General features: G+C 72.3%; 18 protein-coding genes and 1 pseudogene. 12 read left to right on the plus strand and 7 right to left on the minus strand.

Translation table 11 applies throughout. The features are described 5' to 3' along the window. Positions 1 to 126: 126 nt before the first annotated feature. Positions 127 to 549: a peptidase inhibitor family I36 protein gene (locus IE255_RS27580; protein WP_190053079.1), complete on the plus strand. Its 423-nt coding sequence runs from the start codon at positions 127 to 129 to the stop codon at positions 547 to 549. Continuing rightward, positions 537 to 1448, plus strand: coding sequence for a hypothetical protein (locus IE255_RS27585; protein WP_190053080.1), 912 nt, complete (start codon positions 537 to 539; stop codon positions 1446 to 1448). Before IE255_RS27580 ends, IE255_RS27585 begins: the two co-directional genes overlap by 13 nt. Here IE255_RS27585 and IE255_RS27590 read toward each other — a convergent pair whose 3' ends face one another. The 4 genes from IE255_RS27590 to IE255_RS27605 all read right to left on the minus strand — a co-directional run bounded on the left by IE255_RS27590 (position 1449) and on the right by IE255_RS27605 (position 6334). Then, positions 1449 to 2606, minus strand: coding sequence for a substrate-binding domain-containing protein (locus tag IE255_RS27590; protein WP_229906620.1), 1158 nt, complete (start codon positions 2604 to 2606; stop codon positions 1449 to 1451). A 56-nt stretch (positions 2607 to 2662) separates the two neighbouring features. Beyond that, positions 2663 to 3802, minus strand: a complete 1140-nt coding sequence (locus tag IE255_RS27595) for an ABC transporter permease (protein WP_190053081.1) — start codon at positions 3800 to 3802, stop codon at positions 2663 to 2665. Beyond that, positions 3802 to 5361 carry a sugar ABC transporter ATP-binding protein gene (locus tag IE255_RS27600; protein WP_190053082.1) on the minus strand — a complete coding sequence of 520 codons (1560 nt, stop codon included), beginning with the start codon at positions 5359 to 5361 and terminating at the stop codon, positions 3802 to 3804. Before IE255_RS27600 ends, IE255_RS27595 begins: the two co-directional genes overlap by 1 nt. A gap of 178 nt (positions 5362 to 5539) precedes the next feature. After that, entirely contained in the window at positions 5540 to 6334 is a 795-nt protein-coding gene (locus tag IE255_RS27605) for an IclR family transcriptional regulator (RefSeq protein ID WP_229906622.1), read from the minus strand. Positions 6335 to 6528: 194 nt separating this feature from the next. Between IE255_RS27605 and IE255_RS27610 the strand changes: the two genes are divergently transcribed. The 8 genes and pseudogenes from IE255_RS27610 to IE255_RS27645 all read left to right on the plus strand — a co-directional run bounded on the left by IE255_RS27610 (position 6529) and on the right by IE255_RS27645 (position 13515). Beyond that, positions 6529 to 7500, plus strand: coding sequence for a cyclase family protein (locus IE255_RS27610; RefSeq protein ID WP_190053083.1), 972 nt, complete (start codon positions 6529 to 6531; stop codon positions 7498 to 7500). Beyond that, positions 7500 to 8558 (plus strand): NAD(P)-dependent oxidoreductase, encoded by a 1059-nt coding sequence (locus IE255_RS27615; protein ID WP_190053084.1) that lies wholly within the window; start codon positions 7500 to 7502, stop codon positions 8556 to 8558. The genes IE255_RS27610 and IE255_RS27615 overlap by 1 nt, the downstream gene beginning before the upstream one ends. Further along, positions 8555 to 9439, plus strand: a complete 885-nt coding sequence (locus tag IE255_RS27620) for an NAD(P)-dependent oxidoreductase (RefSeq protein ID WP_190053085.1) — start codon at positions 8555 to 8557, stop codon at positions 9437 to 9439. The genes IE255_RS27615 and IE255_RS27620 overlap by 4 nt, the downstream gene beginning before the upstream one ends. 7 nt (positions 9440 to 9446) lie before the next feature. Next, positions 9447 to 10343 (plus strand): phosphogluconate dehydrogenase (NAD(+)-dependent, decarboxylating), encoded by an 897-nt coding sequence (gnd, locus tag IE255_RS27625; RefSeq protein ID WP_190053086.1) that lies wholly within the window; start codon positions 9447 to 9449, stop codon positions 10341 to 10343. A 265-nt stretch (positions 10344 to 10608) separates the two neighbouring features. Beyond that, a complete protein-coding gene (locus IE255_RS27630) occupies positions 10609 to 10965 on the plus strand; it encodes a multicopper oxidase domain-containing protein (protein WP_229906631.1) in 357 nt (118 codons plus the stop codon). Next, positions 10962 to 11306: pseudogene (locus tag IE255_RS27635) on the plus strand (SDR family oxidoreductase); the annotation flags it as partial. The gene IE255_RS27630 and the pseudogene IE255_RS27635, both read left to right, overlap by 4 nt. Before the next feature lie 108 nt (positions 11307 to 11414). After that, positions 11415 to 12455 (plus strand): L-idonate 5-dehydrogenase, encoded by a 1041-nt coding sequence (locus IE255_RS27640; protein ID WP_190053088.1) that lies wholly within the window; start codon positions 11415 to 11417, stop codon positions 12453 to 12455. A gap of 43 nt (positions 12456 to 12498) precedes the next feature. After that, positions 12499 to 13515: a 2-hydroxyacid dehydrogenase gene (locus tag IE255_RS27645; protein ID WP_190053089.1), complete on the plus strand. Its 1017-nt coding sequence runs from the start codon at positions 12499 to 12501 to the stop codon at positions 13513 to 13515. 50 nt (positions 13516 to 13565) lie between these two features. Here the strand turns inward: IE255_RS27645 and IE255_RS27650 are convergent, their stop codons facing one another. The 3 genes from IE255_RS27650 to IE255_RS27660 are packed head-to-tail and all read right to left on the minus strand — an operon-like array spanning position 13566 to position 16158. Next, complete coding sequence (locus IE255_RS27650; protein ID WP_190053090.1) at positions 13566 to 13949, minus strand: VOC family protein; 384 nt, start codon at positions 13947 to 13949, stop codon at positions 13566 to 13568. Positions 13950 to 14002: 53 nt separating this feature from the next. Beyond that, positions 14003 to 14989 carry an acyl-CoA dehydrogenase family protein gene (locus tag IE255_RS27655; RefSeq protein ID WP_190053091.1) on the minus strand — a complete coding sequence of 329 codons (987 nt, stop codon included), beginning with the start codon at positions 14987 to 14989 and terminating at the stop codon, positions 14003 to 14005. Then, positions 14989 to 16158, minus strand: coding sequence for an acyl-CoA dehydrogenase family protein (locus IE255_RS27660; RefSeq protein ID WP_190053092.1), 1170 nt, complete (start codon positions 16156 to 16158; stop codon positions 14989 to 14991). The genes IE255_RS27655 and IE255_RS27660 overlap by 1 nt, the downstream gene beginning before the upstream one ends. 142 nt (positions 16159 to 16300) lie before the next feature. Between IE255_RS27660 and IE255_RS27665 the strand changes: the two genes are divergently transcribed. Continuing rightward, positions 16301 to 17086, plus strand: a complete 786-nt coding sequence (locus IE255_RS27665) for an SDR family oxidoreductase (protein ID WP_190053093.1) — start codon at positions 16301 to 16303, stop codon at positions 17084 to 17086. A 51-nt stretch (positions 17087 to 17137) separates the two neighbouring features. Beyond that, positions 17138 to 17725: a TetR/AcrR family transcriptional regulator gene (locus tag IE255_RS27670; protein WP_190053273.1), complete on the plus strand. Its 588-nt coding sequence runs from the start codon at positions 17138 to 17140 to the stop codon at positions 17723 to 17725. The last annotated feature ends 17 nt before the right edge of the window (positions 17726 to 17742 follow it).

Genomic DNA, 17742 nt, shown 5'->3' on the forward strand with positions numbered 1-17742 from the left:
GGTTGCTTCCCGCACCAGTCGGCCCACTGCTGACCAGTGAAGCAAGGTTTGCGCAAGGTTCCTGCCCATATTCACGCCACACCGTGGGGACCGCGGTCAACCAGACCTCAACCCAAGGAGAAGCTCATGAGGAGACTGTCCATCGCACGCACAGCGACGGCATTCGGTTCCATGGCGGCGATCATGCTGGGAGGGGTCCTGGCCGCCTCGCCCGCTTCGGCTGCCGCCAACTGCCCGTCGGGCTACCACTGCGTGTTCAAGGACATCCAGGGCGACAACCAGCGCGTCAACTACTTCAACAGCGACTCCAATTTCACCAATGACTACTTCAGCAACAGCGGTGGAGTGGTCAACGACAACATCACCGCGGCGAGCAACTCCTCGACCGGCGGCTACGAGAGCCACTACTACCGGGACATCAACCACGCGAACTTCCTGTTCTGCGTGAACCCCGGCAGGCAGACCGGGACGTACCTGCCTTCCGGGATGAACGACCAGGCGAGCTCGCTCCTCCTCAGGGGGACGACGAGCATCACATGCTTCAACTGACCGTCACCGGACGGGAGGACCTCGGCGGCCGTCGGCCGCCGAGGCGCCTCGCCGTGACCACGCTGCTGTTGCCGGTGGTCGTAGCGCTGGGCACCGCATGCTCGGGTGCTCCCGCCGACGACCCGGCCCCGCTGCCGAGCGCAGCCCCGCCCCACTTGCTCCCGCCCATTTACTCCGCGGTCTACGACACCGAGGAAGTGGGCCGACAGATCAGCGCGGCGCAGGGGCAGCTGATCGCGCGCTGCATGAAGGAGGCGGGATTCACCTATCCGGCCATGGACCCTGCCGAGGTCGGGGCCCCTGACCGGCCCAAGCCGTTCGGACTGGAATCTCTCGAACAACCCCTGGCGACGCGGGAGAGCCCGGCCTCGGAAAAGCCGGGACGCGTGGACAAGGCCTACATTCGGGCGCTCTACGGTGACGAGTCCGACCGCATCACGGCCAAGGGCGCAACCATGCAGGTGAGCCGGCCCGCGCACGGCTGCCAGACGCAGGCCGACACGCGGCTGCTCGGAGAGAAGAAGAATCTGAAGCGCTGGTCGGAAACCCGCATCAAACTGTACGAGGCGGAAGTGGAAGCGCAGAGCCTGGTCCGGCAAGACCCCGAATTCAAGTCGCTGAACGCCAGATGGGCCACCTGTATGAAACGGGCGGGATTCACGTTCCGGGATCCCTTGCAGGTGCTGGAGAAACTCCCCGCGAAAGCGGTGTTCAGGACCGAGCCGTCCGCACGGGCCGATCTGACCTGCAAGGACGAGACCGACTATCTGCGGTCGGCGTACACCGGTCTCGCCAGGGCCCAGCGGCACGTGCTCACCGAGAGCCCGGAGCTCCTCACCACCTGGAAGAGCCTGCTGCGGCGACAGTCCGATGCCGCGCGGCAGGTGCTGGCACGTTAGTCACTTCCCCCACAGCTTCCGGTATGCCTCCCGGTAGCCCTTCGGGTCCCAGGACGAGGCGCCCGCGCTGTTCCGGGCCGTGGCGATGTGCGGGGGCGAGACATAGCCGCTCGCGGGCTTGCCGGCGAAGGCCCGGTTGAACTCGTCGACGATCTGCCAGCCCTGTTCGTTGAGGGGTTCGGGCACGGTCGCGGCCTGGAACTGCCTGGTGTTGATGCGCTGGAACGCTGAGGAGTCGCCGTCGCCCGCGCCGATGTTGAACGGCGCGCCACCGCCCTGCTTCCCGCCCGAGCGCAGCGCGGGTGCCGCGTCCCCGAAGTAGAGGTCGTTGATGGCGACGGAGTACGTCCACTTGGTGCGGTAGCGCGCGAGCAGGGAGGAGACCTCGGTCGGTGTGCGGCTGCTGGAGTCGGGGATCGGGATGTTCTCGGTCGCCAGCAGGTGCACGTCGGGGCAGGTGGCGAGTTCCTTCTCGATCAGCTTGGCCTTCATGTCGGCGAAGGGGATCGAGGCGTCGGTGAAGACCACCACGCCCGCGGTGCCGTTGGACTGCGCGATGACCCAGTCCGCGCTGATCTTCGCGACGTCGCCGACGTCGGTGGTGACGTTGGTGTACAGCTTCGGGTTCGTGCTGGGTCCGGGGTTGTTGACGGCGTGCCAGCCGATGAGGGGGATGTTCTTGGCGTTCGCCTGACGGACCTGTTCCGACGTGGTCTTCGGATCGAAGCCGCCGATGACGATGCCGGAGGGGTTCAGCGCGATGGCCTGACTGAACGCCTTCTGGACGCCGGCGGGAGAGCCCTGTCCGTCGATCACCCGGACCTTCCAGCCCATGGTCCGCGCGGCTTCCCGCACTCCCTCGGCCGCGCCGGCGATGCCCGGGTTGGTCATGGTGTTGGCCACGTAGACGAGGGTCCGGGGGCCGGAGACGGCTCGGGGGCCGGTGGTCGGGCCGCGCCAGGGGACGTCGACGGCTTCGGCGTCGCCGACGGCCTTCTTCGCCTTCGCGAGGACGCCGGGGCAGCCGGCCTTGCCGGATCCGGCGGTGCCGGGGGTGGCCATCTGCGAGCCGCGGACGCAGCCGGTGAGGGAGGCGGCGAGCACGGCCAGGGCGGCCACGGCTCTGACGGTCTGCTTGCGGGTGCGGTGGTACGGCACGTACGGCTCCTTATGACGTGCGGGGAACTGAGGGGAGGTGTGCGGGGGCGAGGCGGCTACGCCACCCGGTGGCGCGGCTCGTCGTTGGGCGCCGGTTCGGTGGCCACGGGTGCGGCGGGCGGCTCGCCGTCGGCGCTGAGCGAGCGGCGGGTCGCGGCGGCTCCGGCGCGCAGCCGGCGGCGTGCCGACAGGCCGGCGAGTCCGACGGCGATCAGCAGGGTGCCGCCGTTGAACAGGGGCGTGACCCAGAAGTCGGCGCCGGCCAGGGTGATGCCGGACAGGCCGACCGCGAGGATGGTGACGGCGACGATGGTGCCCAGGGCGTTGGCGCGGCCGGGCTTGATGGCGGTGGAGCCGAGGAGCGCGCCCACGAAGGCCGGCAGCAGGTAGTCCTGGCCGCCGCTGGGGTTTCCGATCTGCTGCTGCGCGGCGAGCAGGACACCGGACACGCCCACGACGAATCCGGAGCCGGCGAAGGCGTAGATGCTGTAGCGGCGGGTCGGGATGCCGACGAGGTCGGCGGCGCGGGCGTTGGACCCGATGACGTACAGGTACCGGCCCAGCGGCAGGCGTTCGAGGACCAGCCAGAGCACGAAGGCGAGGACCAGGACGTAGAAGGCGGGCACCGGCAGGCCGAGGAACGTCGAGGTGTAAAGGTCGGTGAACCAGGCGGGCAGGCCCTCGGGGCCGGGGACGATGCGGGCGCCGTTGGTGATCCAGAGGGTGACGGCGTAGAGGACGCTGCCGGTGCCGAGGGTGGCGATGAACGAGTCGATCTTGGCGAGTTCGACGAGCAGGCCGTTGAGGACGCCGACCAGGGTGCCGCCGGCGATCGTCACGAGGCAGGCGAACTGCCAGGGCCAGCCGCCCACCACGATGAGCTGCATCGTCAGGACGTGCCACAGGCCGAGGCCGTAGCCGATCGACAGGTCGAACTTGCCGGTGACGATGGGGATCATCGCGCCGAGCGCGAGCATCGCGGGGATGGCGTTGGTGGAGAGCAGGGAGGTGAGGTTGTCGGCGGTGGGGAAGGAGCCGGGCAGCGCCACGGTGAAGGCGAGGAACAGCAGGGCGGTGAGGGCCAGGAGACCGTAGGTGCCGATCAGGTGGCCGCGCAGTCGGCCGGTGCCGCGCCGGGGGCCGTCGCCGGACGGGGTGCGGGTGCGGTCCGGGGAGGGTTCGGTGTGCGTGGCCATCAGTCGTCCGCCGTTCCGGTGAGCGCCGGCATCGCCGACGCGGCGTGGGTGAGTTCTGTGACGGTGAGGGAGACGCCGGCGAGTTCGGCCGTCACGGTGCCCCGGGCGAAGACCAGGGCGCGGTGGCACACGTCGGCGACCTCTTCGAAGTCGGAGGAGATGAGCAGGACGGCGAGTCCCTGGGCGAGGGCCTCGTCGAGGAGGCGGTAGATCTCGGCCTTGGCTCCGACGTCGACGCCGGCGGTGGGTTCTTCGAGGATCACCACGCGGCGGCCGATGCGCAGCCAGCGGCCGATCATGACCTTCTGCTGGTTGCCGCCGGACAGGGTGGCGATCGGGGCCTCGGAGTCGGCGGGGCGGACGCCGAACCGCTCGATGAGCGCTGCCGCCTCGGCTCGTTCTCGCCGTGGGCTGTTCCAGCGCCATGGGGAGCGGCTGTCGGCCCGGGGGTTGGCGAGGAAGTTCTCGCGGACGGTGAGTTCGAGGGCGCAGCCCTCCTCCTGGCGGTTGCTGGTGACGAAGCCGATGCCCGCGTCGACGGCCTCGGTGACGGAGCGGGGGCGGTAGGGCGCGCCGTCGAGCAGTACCTCGCCGTCCAGGAGGGTGCCTGCCCCGGCGAGGGCGCGGCCGAGGTCCATGTGGCCGGCGCCGGTGAGGCCGACCATGCCGAGGACTTCACCGGCGCGCAGGTCGAGGTCGACGGGACCGGCGCCGTGGGTCGTGACGCCGGTGAGGCGGAGCACGGTGGCCCCGTCGCCCTGGCCTCGTTGCGGCCGGTGGCTCTCGGGTTCGCGGCCCACGATGTCGTGGACGATCCGGTCGGGGCCGTGGTCGGCGAGACGGCCCTGGCTGATGAGCCGGCCGTCGCGCAGGACGGCGAAGCTGTCGGCGACCTGGAAGACCTCGTCGAGGCGGTGGCTGACGTAGATGATGCCGTGGCCGCGGTCGCGCAGGGTGTGCAGGACGTCGAAGAGGCGCGCGCAGTCCGCTGCGGGCAGGCTCGCGGTGGGCTCGTCGAGCACGATCAGCCGGGCCCGGGTGGACAGGGCGCGGGCGAGGGCGACGAGGGAGCGTTCCGCGCGGGTGAGGTCGGCCACCGGCGCGTCCGGGTCGAGGTGACCGGCGACGATGTCCAGGGCTTCGACGGCCCGCCGGCGGACCTGCCGCCAGGAGACGAGGCCGCCGGTGCGCGGGTAGCCGGTGCCGAGGGCGATGTTCTCGGCGACCGTCATCCACTCGACCAGACCGAGGTCCTGGTGGATGAAGGACATCTCGGCACCGGCGGCGTCGGTGCCGAGCGGGTGGCCGGCCACGGTGACCTCGCCCTCGTCCGCGCGGTGGACGCCGGCGAGGATCTTGATGAGGGTGGACTTGCCCGCGCCGTTGTGGCCGAGCAGGGCCAGGACGCTGCCCGCGCGGATGTCGAGGTCGACGTCGGCGAGGGCGAGGGTGCCGCCGAACCGCTTGCGCAGTCCGCGGATGCTCACCAGGGGGGATGTACCGCCTGGTAGGGGTGTTTCTTCGCGAGGTGCTGTGTCATCGTCGGAAGCGTCATACACGGACTTCTCCGAAGGATCTGCCAGCCGAGGTCACTCCATCGGCTCGACCAGAATCCTGTACACCGCGCAACATGTTGGTCAATAGGTCAGACTTTATTGATTGCCTCAAAGTTACGGCGGCCGTACGGAGAGATGTCTCCGTACGGCCGCCGTGACGGTTCCGGCCTCGCGCCGCGCGTCAGCCCCTGCCCTGCGGTGCCCCCTTCGGCAGCATGGGGTTCTCCAGGCCGGCGGCGATGGAGCGCAGGTCCTTCAGCAGGGCCTCGCGGAACTCGTCGTCCAGCCGGGCCTTCAGCACGGTGACACTGATCGCGAACGGCGCCGAGTCGGTCCGGAAGCCCGTGACCGGCACGGCCAGGCAGAGGATGCCGGCCGTGGTCTCCTCGTCGTCCACGGCGTAGCCGCGCTCGCGGGTGAGCTCCAGGTCCGCCATCAGGGCGGGCACGGAGGTGATGGACCGCTCACTCAGGGCGGGCAGCGGCCGGCCGCGCAGCCGGTCCTCGGCCACCGCGGGATCCAGCGCGGCCAGGATCGCCTTGCCGGTCGCGGTGCAGTTGGCGGGGAAGCGGTCGCCGATGTTCGCGGTCAGCCGCAGCGGCTGCGTCCCGTCGTACCGGCCCAGGTAGAGCACGTCCAGGCCGTCGAGCACGGCCACGCGGGCGGTCTCCCGGGAGATGTGGGTGCTGCGGCGGCACAGCTCGTAGAAGTCGCGCAGCTGGTCGACCGTGGCCAGGTAGCGGCCGCCGAGTTCGACCAGCTTGCGTCCCAGCGTGAAGCCGGTGCCGCTGCGGGTGATCATGCCCGCCGCCTCCAGCGAGGCGCACAGGTTGCCCGTCGACGACTTGGGCAGGCCCAGCGCCCGCGCGATCTCACTGACCGAGAGGGGGCGCCCCTCCGCCTCGCCGAGCGTGTCGAGGATCGCCACGGCTCGGGTCACCGCCGGGACGAGACTCCCCGGATCGCTTGCGCTCACCAGCAACTCCACCCATCATTCTGTTCGTCGTTCAGCATATTGTTATTGTCTCTCGTGTGTCCCCGAACGGCAATGCCGTCGGCGCACGCTTCGCCGTCGAGTTCCCTCGTCGCTGTGCCGGGGCCTCTCGACCGTAGCGCGCCTTCCGGGTCGGCCGACGGCACCCTCCGAGCCTTGGAGCGCTGAGCAAGCCCATGACCAGCAGCCCGCACGATCCTCCTTCCTCCCCGTCCGTTCCCGACAACGGGCCGCCTCTCACCCGCGCGGAGTTCGACGCCCTCTTCGAGGCCGTGCGCACCTGGGGCCGCTGGGCCCCCGAGCAGGCCGACCGCGGCGCCTGGAACCGGGTCACGCCCGACCACGCGCGCCGCGCCGCCGCGCTGGTCCGCACCGGCACCACCGTCCCCATGGCCCTGCCGTGGAACACCGTGCCGGGCCCGGACAACGGCAAGCCCGCCCTGCACTACATGTCCGACCTCGGCGACGTCGAGGCCCCCGAACCGTCCTGCCACAAGGACTTCATCGCCGTCGACTACCACGGCAAGGGCGTCAGCCACCTCGACGCCCTCTCCCACATCGCCTACCGCGGGCAGCTCTACGACGGCCGCACCGCGCGCGAGGTCGTCGACGCCGCCGGTGCCCGCTTCGGCTCGGTCGCCGCCCTCGGTCCCCTGGTCACCCGGGGTGTCCTCCTGGACCTCCCGGCCGTCCTGGGCATCGACTGGCTGGAGCCGGGCCGGGCCGTGCACGCCGAGGACGTCGTGGCCGCCGAGAAGGCCCTCGGGGTGAGCATCGGCGAGGGCGACGCCGTCCTGCTGCGCTCCGGGCACTTCCGGCGCCGCGCCGAGCTGGGCGCCTGGAACCCGGACGCGGCCAGTGCCGGTTTCCACGTCGACGCGATGCCGCTGCTGGCCGAGCGCGGCATCGCGCTGCTCGGCGGTGACGGCGACAGCGACGTCCGGCCCTCGCCGGTCGAGGGCCTGCACTCCCCCGTGCACGCGCTCGCCATCACCGCCATGGGTGTGCCGCTGCTGGACAACCTGGACCTCGAAGCGCTCTCCGCCGCGTGCGCGGAAGCGGGCCGCCACGAGTTCATGCTGGTCGTGGCTCCGTTGAACGTCCCTGGCGGCACCGGCTCGCCCGTCACCCCGGTGGCGGTGCTGTGATGGCCGGCGACCGTTTCACCGTCGGCGTCAGCCGCGACTTCCTGGACGCCGACGGGCGCAACGTATGGGGCGACATCCGGCTCGGCGAGCTGACCGCGGCGCCCGGTGTGGACTGGCACTATCTACCGCGTACGACCGGCGAGTTGGCGGCCGCCGACGTCGACGGGCTGGACGCCGTGCTGTTCGCCGCGCCCGCCGTCACCGAGCGCACCTTCGCGGGCTGCGCCCGGCCGCCGGTGCTCTTCGCCCGGTTCGGCGTCGGCTACGACACCGTCGACCTCGACGCCTGCACCCGGCACGGCGCCCTGGTCACCATCACCCCCGACGGGGCCCGCCGTCCCGTCGCCACCGCCGCGCTCGCCCTGCTCCTGGCCGTCCTGCACAACCTGGTCGCCAAGGACCGCCTGGTGCGCGAGAACCGCTGGGCCGAGAAGGAGCAGTGGATGGGGCTCGGCCTCACCGGCCGCCGTATCGGTCTGCTCGGGCTGGGCAACACCGCGCGGGATCTGGTCGGGCTGCTGCGGCCGTTCGAGGTGGAGATCGTGGCGTACGACCCGTACTGCCCGCCGGCCGCCGCCCGGGAGCTCGGGGTGCGGCTCGCCGACGCCGACACGGTGATGGCCGAGGCGGACGCCGTGATCGTGATGTGCGCGCTGACCGAGGAGACCCGCCATCTCGTCGACGCGCGGCGGCTGTCCCTGATGAAGCCAACCGCCGTGCTGCTCAACGTCGCCCGTGGTCCCATCGTCGACGAGGCCGCACTGGTCGAGGCGCTGCGGACGCGCCGCATCCGGGGCGCCGGCCTCGACGTCTTCGAGTCCGAACCCCCCGCGCCGGACCACCCGTTGCTGACCATGGACCAGGTCGTGCTCAGTCCGCACGCCCTCGCCTGGACCGACGAGATGTCCGCCGGGAACGGCGGCAGCGCCGTACAGGCCGTACTGGACGTGGCGGCGGGCCGGATCCCGCGTTTCGTCGTCAACCGTGAGGTGACCGAGGCGCCCGAACTGCTCGGCCGGCTACGTGAGTTGGTCGCGCGGACAGGCGTCCGGGCATGAGCCCGGCACCGCCGGCGGTGGGCTTCGTCGGGCTCGGCGCGATGGGGCTGCCCATGGCGTCGAACCTCGCCCGGGCCGGCTTCGACGTACTGGCCTGGAACCGTAGCCCGGCGCCACGGGAGGCGGCGCGGGCGGCCGGCTGCCGGACTGTCGCCCAGCCGGAAGAGGTCACGGCCCCGGTCGTCCTCACCATGCTGCCCGATCTGCCGCAGGTCGCGGACGTGCTGGAGGCGCTGCTCGCCCCCGGCCGGGTCATGGAGACCCTGGTCGTGATGGGCACCGTGTCCCCGGTCGGGGTACGGCAGTTGGCCGACGAGCTGCGCCCGCGCGGTGTCACCGTCGTCGACGCCCCCGTCAGCGGAGGCGTCACGGGTGCCCGCGACGCCACCTTGTCGATCATGACGGGCGGGCCGGACGACGCCGTCGAGCGGGTCCGCCCCTACCTGGAGGCGATGGGCTCGACGGTCCGGCGCATGGGCGGCACCGGCGCCGGATCGCTCGCCAAGGCGTGCAACCAACTCGTGGTCGCCGGAACCCTGGTGGCGCTCGCCGAGGCCGTCCTGCTCGGCGAGCGCGGCGGGCTCGAACCGGCCGCACTGCTGGACGTACTGGCGGGCGGCCTGGCCTCCTCCGAAGTGCTCGCGCAGAAGCGCCGCCACCTCGCCGAGTCGGACTTCGCCCCGTCCGGCCCGGCCCGCTACCTCCACAAGGACCTCGGCTTCGTGCTGCACAGCGCGGCCGCCGAGGACACCACCCTGCCGCTCGCCACGACCGTCGCCCGCCTGTACGCGCGGGTCGAGGCGGAGGGGCTCGGCGACCTGGACAACAGCGTCGTCCTGCACCTCCTGCGCGGCCCCCGCTCCCACCAACGTAAGGACTGAGACCCACATGCAGGTAGGAATCGTCGGGCTGGGCCGCATGGGCGGCAATATGGCAGCCCGCTGGCGGGACGCCGGCCACGAGGTGACCGGCTACAGCCGCACCTCCCCCGACCGTGACGTGACGTCCCTGGAGGAACTGGCCGGCAAGCTCGCCGCCCCGCGCGTGGTGTGGCTGATGCTGCCCGCGGGCGACGCGACCCGCCAGGCCCTGCGGCAGCTGTCCGGGCTGCTGTCGCCCGGTGACGTGATCGTGGAGGGCGGCAACTCCCGCTTCAGCGACGACACCGAGCACGCCCGGCTGCTCGCCGAGCGCGGCATCGGCTACGTCGACTGCGGGGTGAGCGGGGGCGTCTGGGGCCGGGAGAACGGCTACGCCGTGATGTGCGGAGGCGAGGACGAGCACGTGCGGCGCGTCCGGCCGCTGCTGGAGTCGCTCGCTCCCGACCGGGACGGCCTGTGCCACGCGGGCCCGGTGGGCGCGGGCCACTACGCCAAGATGGTCCACAACGGCATCGAGTACGGCATGATGCAGGCGCTCGCCGAGGGCTACGAACTGCTGGAGGCCTGCGAGTACGTGCCCGACGTGCCGAAGGTGCTCGCCTCCTGGCGGCAAGGCACGGTCGTCCGCTCCTGGCTGCTCGACCTCCTCGTCCGTGCCCTGGACGACGATCCGGGCCTGGCCGCGCTGTCCGGCCGGGTCGACGACTCCGGCGAGGGCCGCTGGACGGTCGAGGAGGCCGTACGCCTCTCCGTCTCCGCGCCCGCCATGACGGCGGCGCTCTTCGCCCGCTTCGCCTCCCGCAAGCCGGACGCGGCCCAGCTGAAGGCACTCGCGGCGATGCGGCAGCAGTTCGGCGGCCACACGGTGCACGCCGCCGAGGCGGCTACCGACGGCAACAGCTGACGCCCCCTGACGGCCCCGACCGAAGGACGGCATGGAAGACGCACGCAACGCAACACACTTGAGCCGTCGGACACTTCTGGCCTCGACTGCCGCCGGTGCACTGATCGTGGCCGGCGAGAAGGCCGCACCGGCGGTGGAAGAGGTGGCAGAAACCGGTCCCGCCACGGCCCCGGCCAGAACCCTCACCCCTTACCTCGACCCGCTGCGCATCCCCCGGACCGTCGCGAAGACCCGCGCCGACGGCGTCTCGTACGCCACCGCCCGGATGCGTGCCGCAGCGGTGCGGCGCCACTCCCAGCTTCCACCCACGCCCGTGTGGACCTACGACGGGCACCTGCCGGGCCCCACGTTCGAGGTCCGCAGGGGCGAGCGGCTGCGCGTCACATGGACGAACAATCTCTCCGGAGCGTTCCCGCTCACCGCGGTCGAGGTTCCCGCCACCGAGCAGACGCCCGCGGTCTGGGACCAGCCGGGCCGCGGCGGATACCCGGCCCGTGACCGACGTCGCCGCCCTGCGGCCGTGGACCGTCGTCCACCTGCACGGCGCCCTCCCCGGCAGCGGCAACGACGGCTGGCCGGAGAACGGGGTGCCGCCGGGCGCGTCGCAGCTGTCGGAGTATGAACATCTGCTCCGTGCAGACCTGGCTGGCCCGCCCCGGCATCGCGGCCTACGCGGCCTCGAAGGGCGGACTGGCGATGCTGACCCGCGGCATGTGCGCGGAGTGGGCGGGGTCCGGGGTGACGGTCAACGGACTCGCCCCGGGCTACGTGGTCACCGAGCTGACCCGTCCGCTCGTGGACGACCCCGCCTTCGACTCATGAATCCGGGGGCGCACGCCGGCCGGGCGCTGGGCCCGTGTCGAGGATCTCGTCGGAACGCTGGTGTGGCTCGCCGCGCCCGCCTCCGACTTCGTCAACGGGCAGGTCATCGCCGTCGACGGCGGCCTGACCGCGGTCATCTGAGACACGCCGCGGCCATTCGGGAACGATGCGCCGCGGTGATTGGAGAGCGAGGCACCGCGGCCATGCGAGAACGACGCGCCGCGGTCATTCGAGAACAAGGAGACAGACATGCGAGCAGTGGTCGCGCACGGCGCCGGAGACCTGCGGCTGGAGGAGCGCCCGGTGCCGGTTCCCGGCCCCGGCGAGGTGGCGGTCGACATCCGGTACGGCGGCATCTGCGGATCCGACCTGCACTACTGGCGGCACGGCGCGGTCGGCGAGTTCCGGCTGCGCGAACCCCTCGTCCTCGGCCACGAGATCGTCGGCCGGGTGCGCGAGACCGGGCCCGGCGTCCAGGCGCTCCCGCCCGGCACGCAGGTGGCGGTCCATCCGCTGGCGTCCTGCGGCACCTGCCGCCAGTGCCGGGCAGGCCGGCGCAACACCTGCCTGGACGCCGGCTACCTGGGCAGCGCGGCCCGGAATCCGCATGTGCAGGGCGGCTTCGCCGACGTCCTGGTCGTCCCCGCGGAGCGGGTGCTGCCGCTGCCCGAGGGCCTGGACCCGCGGCTGGCCGCCCTCGCCGAGCCGGCGTCGGTCGCCTGGCACGCCGTGCGCCAGGCCGGGGACGTACGGGGGAAGCGGGTGCTGGTCACGGGCGCGGGTCCGATCGGCTGTCTGGTCGTCGCGGCGCTGCGCGCCGCTGGCGCCGGGGAGATCACCGTCACCGACGTCCACGAGGCACCTCTGACGGTCGCGAAGGCGGTGGGCGCCACCTCGGTGGTGCGGGTCGGCTCGGGGCCGGACGAACTGGACGGTCTCGCCGCCGAGATCGCCGTGGAGTCCTCGGGCAGCCCGGCGGGACTGCGCACCTGCGTGTACGGCGTGGACCGGGGAGGTCTGGTGGTCGGGCTCGGCCTGCTGCCGCCCGGGGACACTCCCGTCGCCGCCAACGCCGTCATCACGCGGGAGCTGCGGCTCGTCGGCTCCTTCCGCTTCGACACGGAGCTGGGCGAGGTGCTCGGGGCGCTGGCCGACGGGCGTCTGGCGGCCGACCCGGTGGTCACCTCGGTGGTCCCGGTGCCCCGGGTGGACGAGGCGTTCCCGCTGGCCGCCGACCCGGCCCGTTCGTGCAAGGTCCTGCTCGACTTCGGCGAACCGGCCGCCTCCTGACCCCGATCCGCGTCAACAGCCCTGCCGAGAAACGGAGTTCAGCATGACCGACCTGCCCCAGCCCCTCCCCCGGGTCGCGGTCAGCCGCACAGGGCTGCCGGGAACCGGCGTCGCACACCTCGCCTCCCGCTACGACGTCACCGCCTGGCGGGAGGAGACCCCGCCCTCCCCTTCCCAACTGGCCGGGCTGGCCCGCGACTGCGCGGCACTGCTCGTCCTCGGCTCCGACCGCGTCGACGCGGAACTGCTCGACGCGGCCGGACCGCAGCTGCGTGTCGTGGCCCTGGCGTCGATGGGCTACGACGGTGTCGACGTGGCAGCCGCCGCCGCACGCGGTGTGGTCGTCACCCACACGCCCGGCGTGCTCGCCGAGACCACCGCGGACGTGGCGATGGCGCTGATCCTGATGGCGCGCCGCCGCCTCGGGGCGAGCATGGACGCCCTGCGGCGCGGCGAGTGGGGCGCCTTCCGCATGGAGGCCTTCCTGGGCCTGGACGTGCAGGGCGCGACCCTCGGGCTGATCGGCTACGGACAGATCGCCCGCGCGCTGGCCCGCAGGGCGGCCGGTTTCGGCATGCGTGTCCAGCACCACCACCCGCGGCGCCGGGAGGACGACGAACTGTCCCGCTGGGTGTCGTTCGACCACCTCCTCCGCACCAGTGACGTGGTGTCCGTGCACACCCCGTTGACCGCCGAGACGGCCGGTCTCATCGGGGCCGCGGAGATCGCCCGCATGAAGACGACGGCGACCCTGGTCAACACCGGGCGGGGCGGAGTCGTCGACGAGCACGCCCTCCTCGACGCGCTGCGCTGTGGGCGGCTGCACTCGGCGGGCCTGGACGTGATGGTCGACGAACCCCGCACCGACCCCGACGACCCACTGTTCGCCGAGCCCCACCTGGTCGTGCTGCCGCATGTGGGCTCCGCCACCGAGGCGACTCGCGCGGCGATGGTCGACCTGGCCGCCCGCAACATCAGGGCCGTCCTGGACGGATCCGCCGCACCCACCCCGCTGCCCGGGACACGGAACCGGCCGGCAGCGGGCGTGGTGCTCCGGTGAGCATGCCGTCGTGGCCGCGCTGCTCGCCCGACCGCGGGCCGCCGTAAGCTTCAGGAATTCATCTCGGCCCGGTCGGACTCGCTCCGGAGAACGCAGAATTCGTTGCCTTCGGGGTCGGCGAGGACCGCCCAGCCGGAGCCGTCGGGGTTCCGGTGATCGCTGACGAAGGTGGCACCGATCCCCAGCAGCCGTTCCACCTCCTGGTCACGCGAGGTCTCCGGGCGCAGACACAGGTGGATACGGTTCTTGACCTTCTTGGGCTCGGGCACCTGGTTGAAGTACAGCACTGGGCCCTCCGCCAGCTGCACCAGAGTCTCCCGATGTCCCGGTCTGCTCTCCGGATGCAGGGGTCGGCCAGTCACCCTGCTCCAGAACAGGGCCAGTTCATAGGCATCCGCACAGTCGATCGCCACGTTCTGCAGTATCGAAACCATGCGCGCCAGCCTAGGCCGCCGACCAGCACCTCCCGGCCTCCCCCTCCCCGGTGTCAGGCCGCGAGGACGCGGGCGCGGCAGGCCGCCGGTGTTCCCCAGGCGGTGCGCAGGGCGCGGGCCTTGCGCAGCCAGAGGGAGAGGTCCAGTTCCTCGGTGTAGCCGAGGGCACCGTGGCACTGCAGGGCCACGCGGGCGGCCTGGTAGGTCGCCTCGGAGGCCGCCAGCTTCGCCGCCGCGATGTCGCGGGCACAGCTCGGCCGGTCGGCACCGGCCGTCAGGGCCACTGCCGCCGCGTGGACGAGCGGCTGGGCGAACTCCAGCGCGATCAAGGTGTCCGCAAGGTGGTGCTTGAGCGCCTGGAAGGAGCCGATGGGCCGGCCGAACTGGGTGCGTTGCTTCACGTAGTCGACCGTGCGGTCGAGCAGGGCGCGGCCGACTCCGAGGGCCTGGGCGGCGGTGGCCAGCGCCGCCACGTCGGCCGCGTGGGCTGCCGCGGCCCGGACCTGCGGGCCCTGCGCCAGGGGCGTTCCGCCGAGCGGCCGGGCCAGTCGGCGCGCCGGGTCGGCCGACGGCTGGACCGGACCCGCCGACTCCGCCACGCGCACGGTGTCCTCGGTGACGACGAGGACGAGGTCGGCGGCGTCCGCGTCCAAGGCGTAGGGGGTGCCGGGTGTCAGCAGGCACAGGGAGGCGACCGTCTTGCCGGAGGCGATGCCCGGCAGCCAGTCCGTCGTGTCGTCGAGGCGGTCGAGCAGTGCGGCCACAGCCACCGTCTCCACCAGCGGACCAGGCACCGCGTACCGCCCCAACTCGGCGAAGGCGACGGTCAGTTCCACGGGGCGGGGCCCCAGCCCGGCGTGCTCCTCCGGGACGGCCAGGGCGAAGACGCCGGCCTCGGCCAGGCGGGCCCAGAGCGCGCGCCCGGGGCCGTGGTCTCCGGTGGACCAGGTCCGGACGACCGCGGGGGTCCCGGCCGCGGTCAGCAGGGCGTCCAGTGAGCGGGCGAACTCGCGCTGCTCGTCGTCGAGGAGGAACCGCATCACCGGCGTCCCTTCGGCAGGCCGAGCAGCCGCTCGGCGATGATGTCCCGCTGGATCTCGTTGGTGCCGGCGTAGATCGGCCCGGCGAGGGAGAAGGTGTACCCCTCGGACCAGCTGCCGTGCGCGGGCGCGTCCGCGGCGTCGTCGGCGAGTTCGCCGTAGGGGCCGAGGAGGTCCAGGGCGGTCTCGTGCAGGGCGATGTCCAGCTCGGACCAGAACACCTTGTTCAGGCTCGACTCCGCGCCGATCGATCCGCCCGCCGCCAGACGGGAGGCGCTCGCGTACGTGAACAGCTGGTAGGCGCGGGCCCGGACGACCGCGTCGGCGACCCGGTCGCGCAGTGCCGTGTCGGACGGGTCGCCGGTGGCGCGCCACAGTGCGGCGAGGCGGTCGGCGGCGGCCGTGAAGCGGCCGGGGCTGCGCAGGGTGAGGCCGCGCTCGTTGCCGGCCGTGCTCATCGCCACCCGCCAGCCCTGCCCCACCTCGCCGATGACATCCTCGTCGGGCACGAAGACGTCGTCGAGGAAGAGTTCGGCGAAGGCCGGCTTGCCGTCCAGGCGCCCGATGGGGCGTACGATCACGCCGTCCGCATCCAGTGGGAACATCACGTAGGTCAGGCCCTGGTGGGGCCTGTCGGTGTGCGGGTCGCTGCGGAACAGGCCGAAGGCGCGGTCGGCGAAGGCGGCCCGGGAGGACCAGGTCTTCTGGCCGGAGAGCAGCCATCCGCTGTCGGTGCGTCGCGCGGTCGAACGCAGCGCGGCGAGGTCGGATCCGGCCTCCGGTTCGGACCAGGCCTGGGCCCAGACGGCCTCGCCGCTCGCCATCGGCGGCAGGACGCGGGCGCACTGCTCCGGCGTGCCGTGCTCGAAGAGGGTGGGGGCCAGCAGGTTGATGCCGTTCTGGCTGACCCGGCCCGGCGCGCCGGCCGCGTAGTACTCCTCCTCGAAGATCAGCCACTCGGTGATCGAGGCGCCCCGGCCGCCGTACTCCTCGGGCCAGGAGACCACCGACCAACGGTCCGCGAACAGGGTGCGCTCCCACTCCCGGTGGGCCGCGAAGCCCTCCGCCGTCTCCAGGGAGGGCAGCGGGGTGTCGGGGACATGGGCGGTGAGCCAGGCGCGGGCCTCGGCTCGGAAGGCGTCCTCGGCGGGCGAGAAGGAGAGGTCCATCAGGGGGCCGTCCTCTTCATGACGTCGGGCGCCGTCCAGGCGGTGGGCATCCCACCCCCCCTTCCCTAACAAGTGTTTGGTAGGTTAACGTGCGGGACGTGAGCCCGTCGAGAGCTGTCCGGAGCCGGAAGGGGGCCCGCCCGTGACCGCACCGCCGCCGTACGTGCCCGGCCACGGGCTGCTGGACGGCCGGGGCGCCGTCGTCACCGCCGCCGCGGGCGCCGGGATCGGTGGTGCGACCGCGCGGCGGCTACTGGAGGAGGGCGCGCGGGTCGTCGTCTCCGACGCCCACGCGCGCCGGCTGAAGGAGTCCGCAGCCGAACTGGCCGGCGCCTTCGGCGCGGACCGGGTCGCCGCGCTCCCCTGCGACGTCACCGACGAGGCGCAGGTCGCCGCGTTGTTCGACCTCGTCGAGGAACGGCACGGGCGGCTGGACATCGTCGTCAACAACGCCGGTCTCGGCGGCACCGCCGACCTCGTCGAGATGACGGACGAGCAGTGGGAGAAGGTCCTCGACGTCACCCTGAACGGCACGTTCCGCTGCACGCGTGCCGCACTGCGCCGCATGAAGGCCGTGGGCGCGGGCGGGGTGATCGTGAACAACTCGTCGGTGATCGGCTGGCGGGCGCAGCGGGGGCAGGCGCACTACGCCGCCGCCAAGGCCGGGGTCATGGCGCTCACCCGGTGTGCCGCGCTGGAGGCCGCCGCGTTCGGGGTCCGGGTCAACGCCGTCGCGCCGAGCCTCGCCATGCACCCGCACCTTGCCAAGGTCACCACCCCCGAGCTGCTTGAGGAACTCACCGCCCGGGAGGCCTTCGGGCGGTACGCCGAGCCGTGGGAGGTGGCCAACGTGATCGTGTTCCTGGCCTCCGGCTACTCCTCGTACATGACCGGCGAGGTCGTCTCCGTCAGCAGCCGGCGCGCGTGAGGCGAGAATGATCCGGTGCCGAACAGCAGCAGTGACCGTAAGAAGACGGCGATGAACACCGCGCCCGAGCGGCGCGAGGAGATCCTGGCCACCGCCGCCGAGGTGTTCGCCGCGCAGGGCTACCGCGCCACCACCGTCCGCCGGATCGCGGACGCGGCGGGGATGCTCGCGGGCAGCCTCTACTACCACTTCGACTCCAAGGAGTCGATGCTCGACGAGATCCTCTCCGGCTTCCTGAACGAGCTGTGGGCCCGCTACGACGCCGTGCTCGGTTCCGGCCTCGGGCCCAGGGAGACCATCGAGGCGCTCGTCACCGAGTCCTTCCGGGAGATCGACCGGCGTCGCGACGCCGTCGCCATCTACCAGAAGGAGGCCAGGCACCTGCAGGACCAGCCGCGTTTCGCCTATCTCGCCGCATCGCAGGTGAAGTTCGAGAAGGCGTGGCTGGGCACGCTGGAGCGCGGGGTGGCCGAGCGGGCCTTCCGCGCCGACCTCGACGTCCGGCTCACGTACCGCTTCCTGCGCGACACCGTCTGGGTGGCCGCGTCCTGGTACCGGCCGGGCGGACAGCACAGCCCGGAGGAGATCGCCCGCCAGTACCTGTCGATGGTGCTGGAGGGCATCACGCTCCGGGAATGACCCCGACAGGCTTCAAA

Source organism: Streptomyces lomondensis (assembly GCF_014651035.1).
In the GTDB taxonomy this organism is placed as follows: Bacteria; Actinomycetota; Actinomycetes; order Streptomycetales; family Streptomycetaceae; genus Streptomyces; species Streptomyces lomondensis.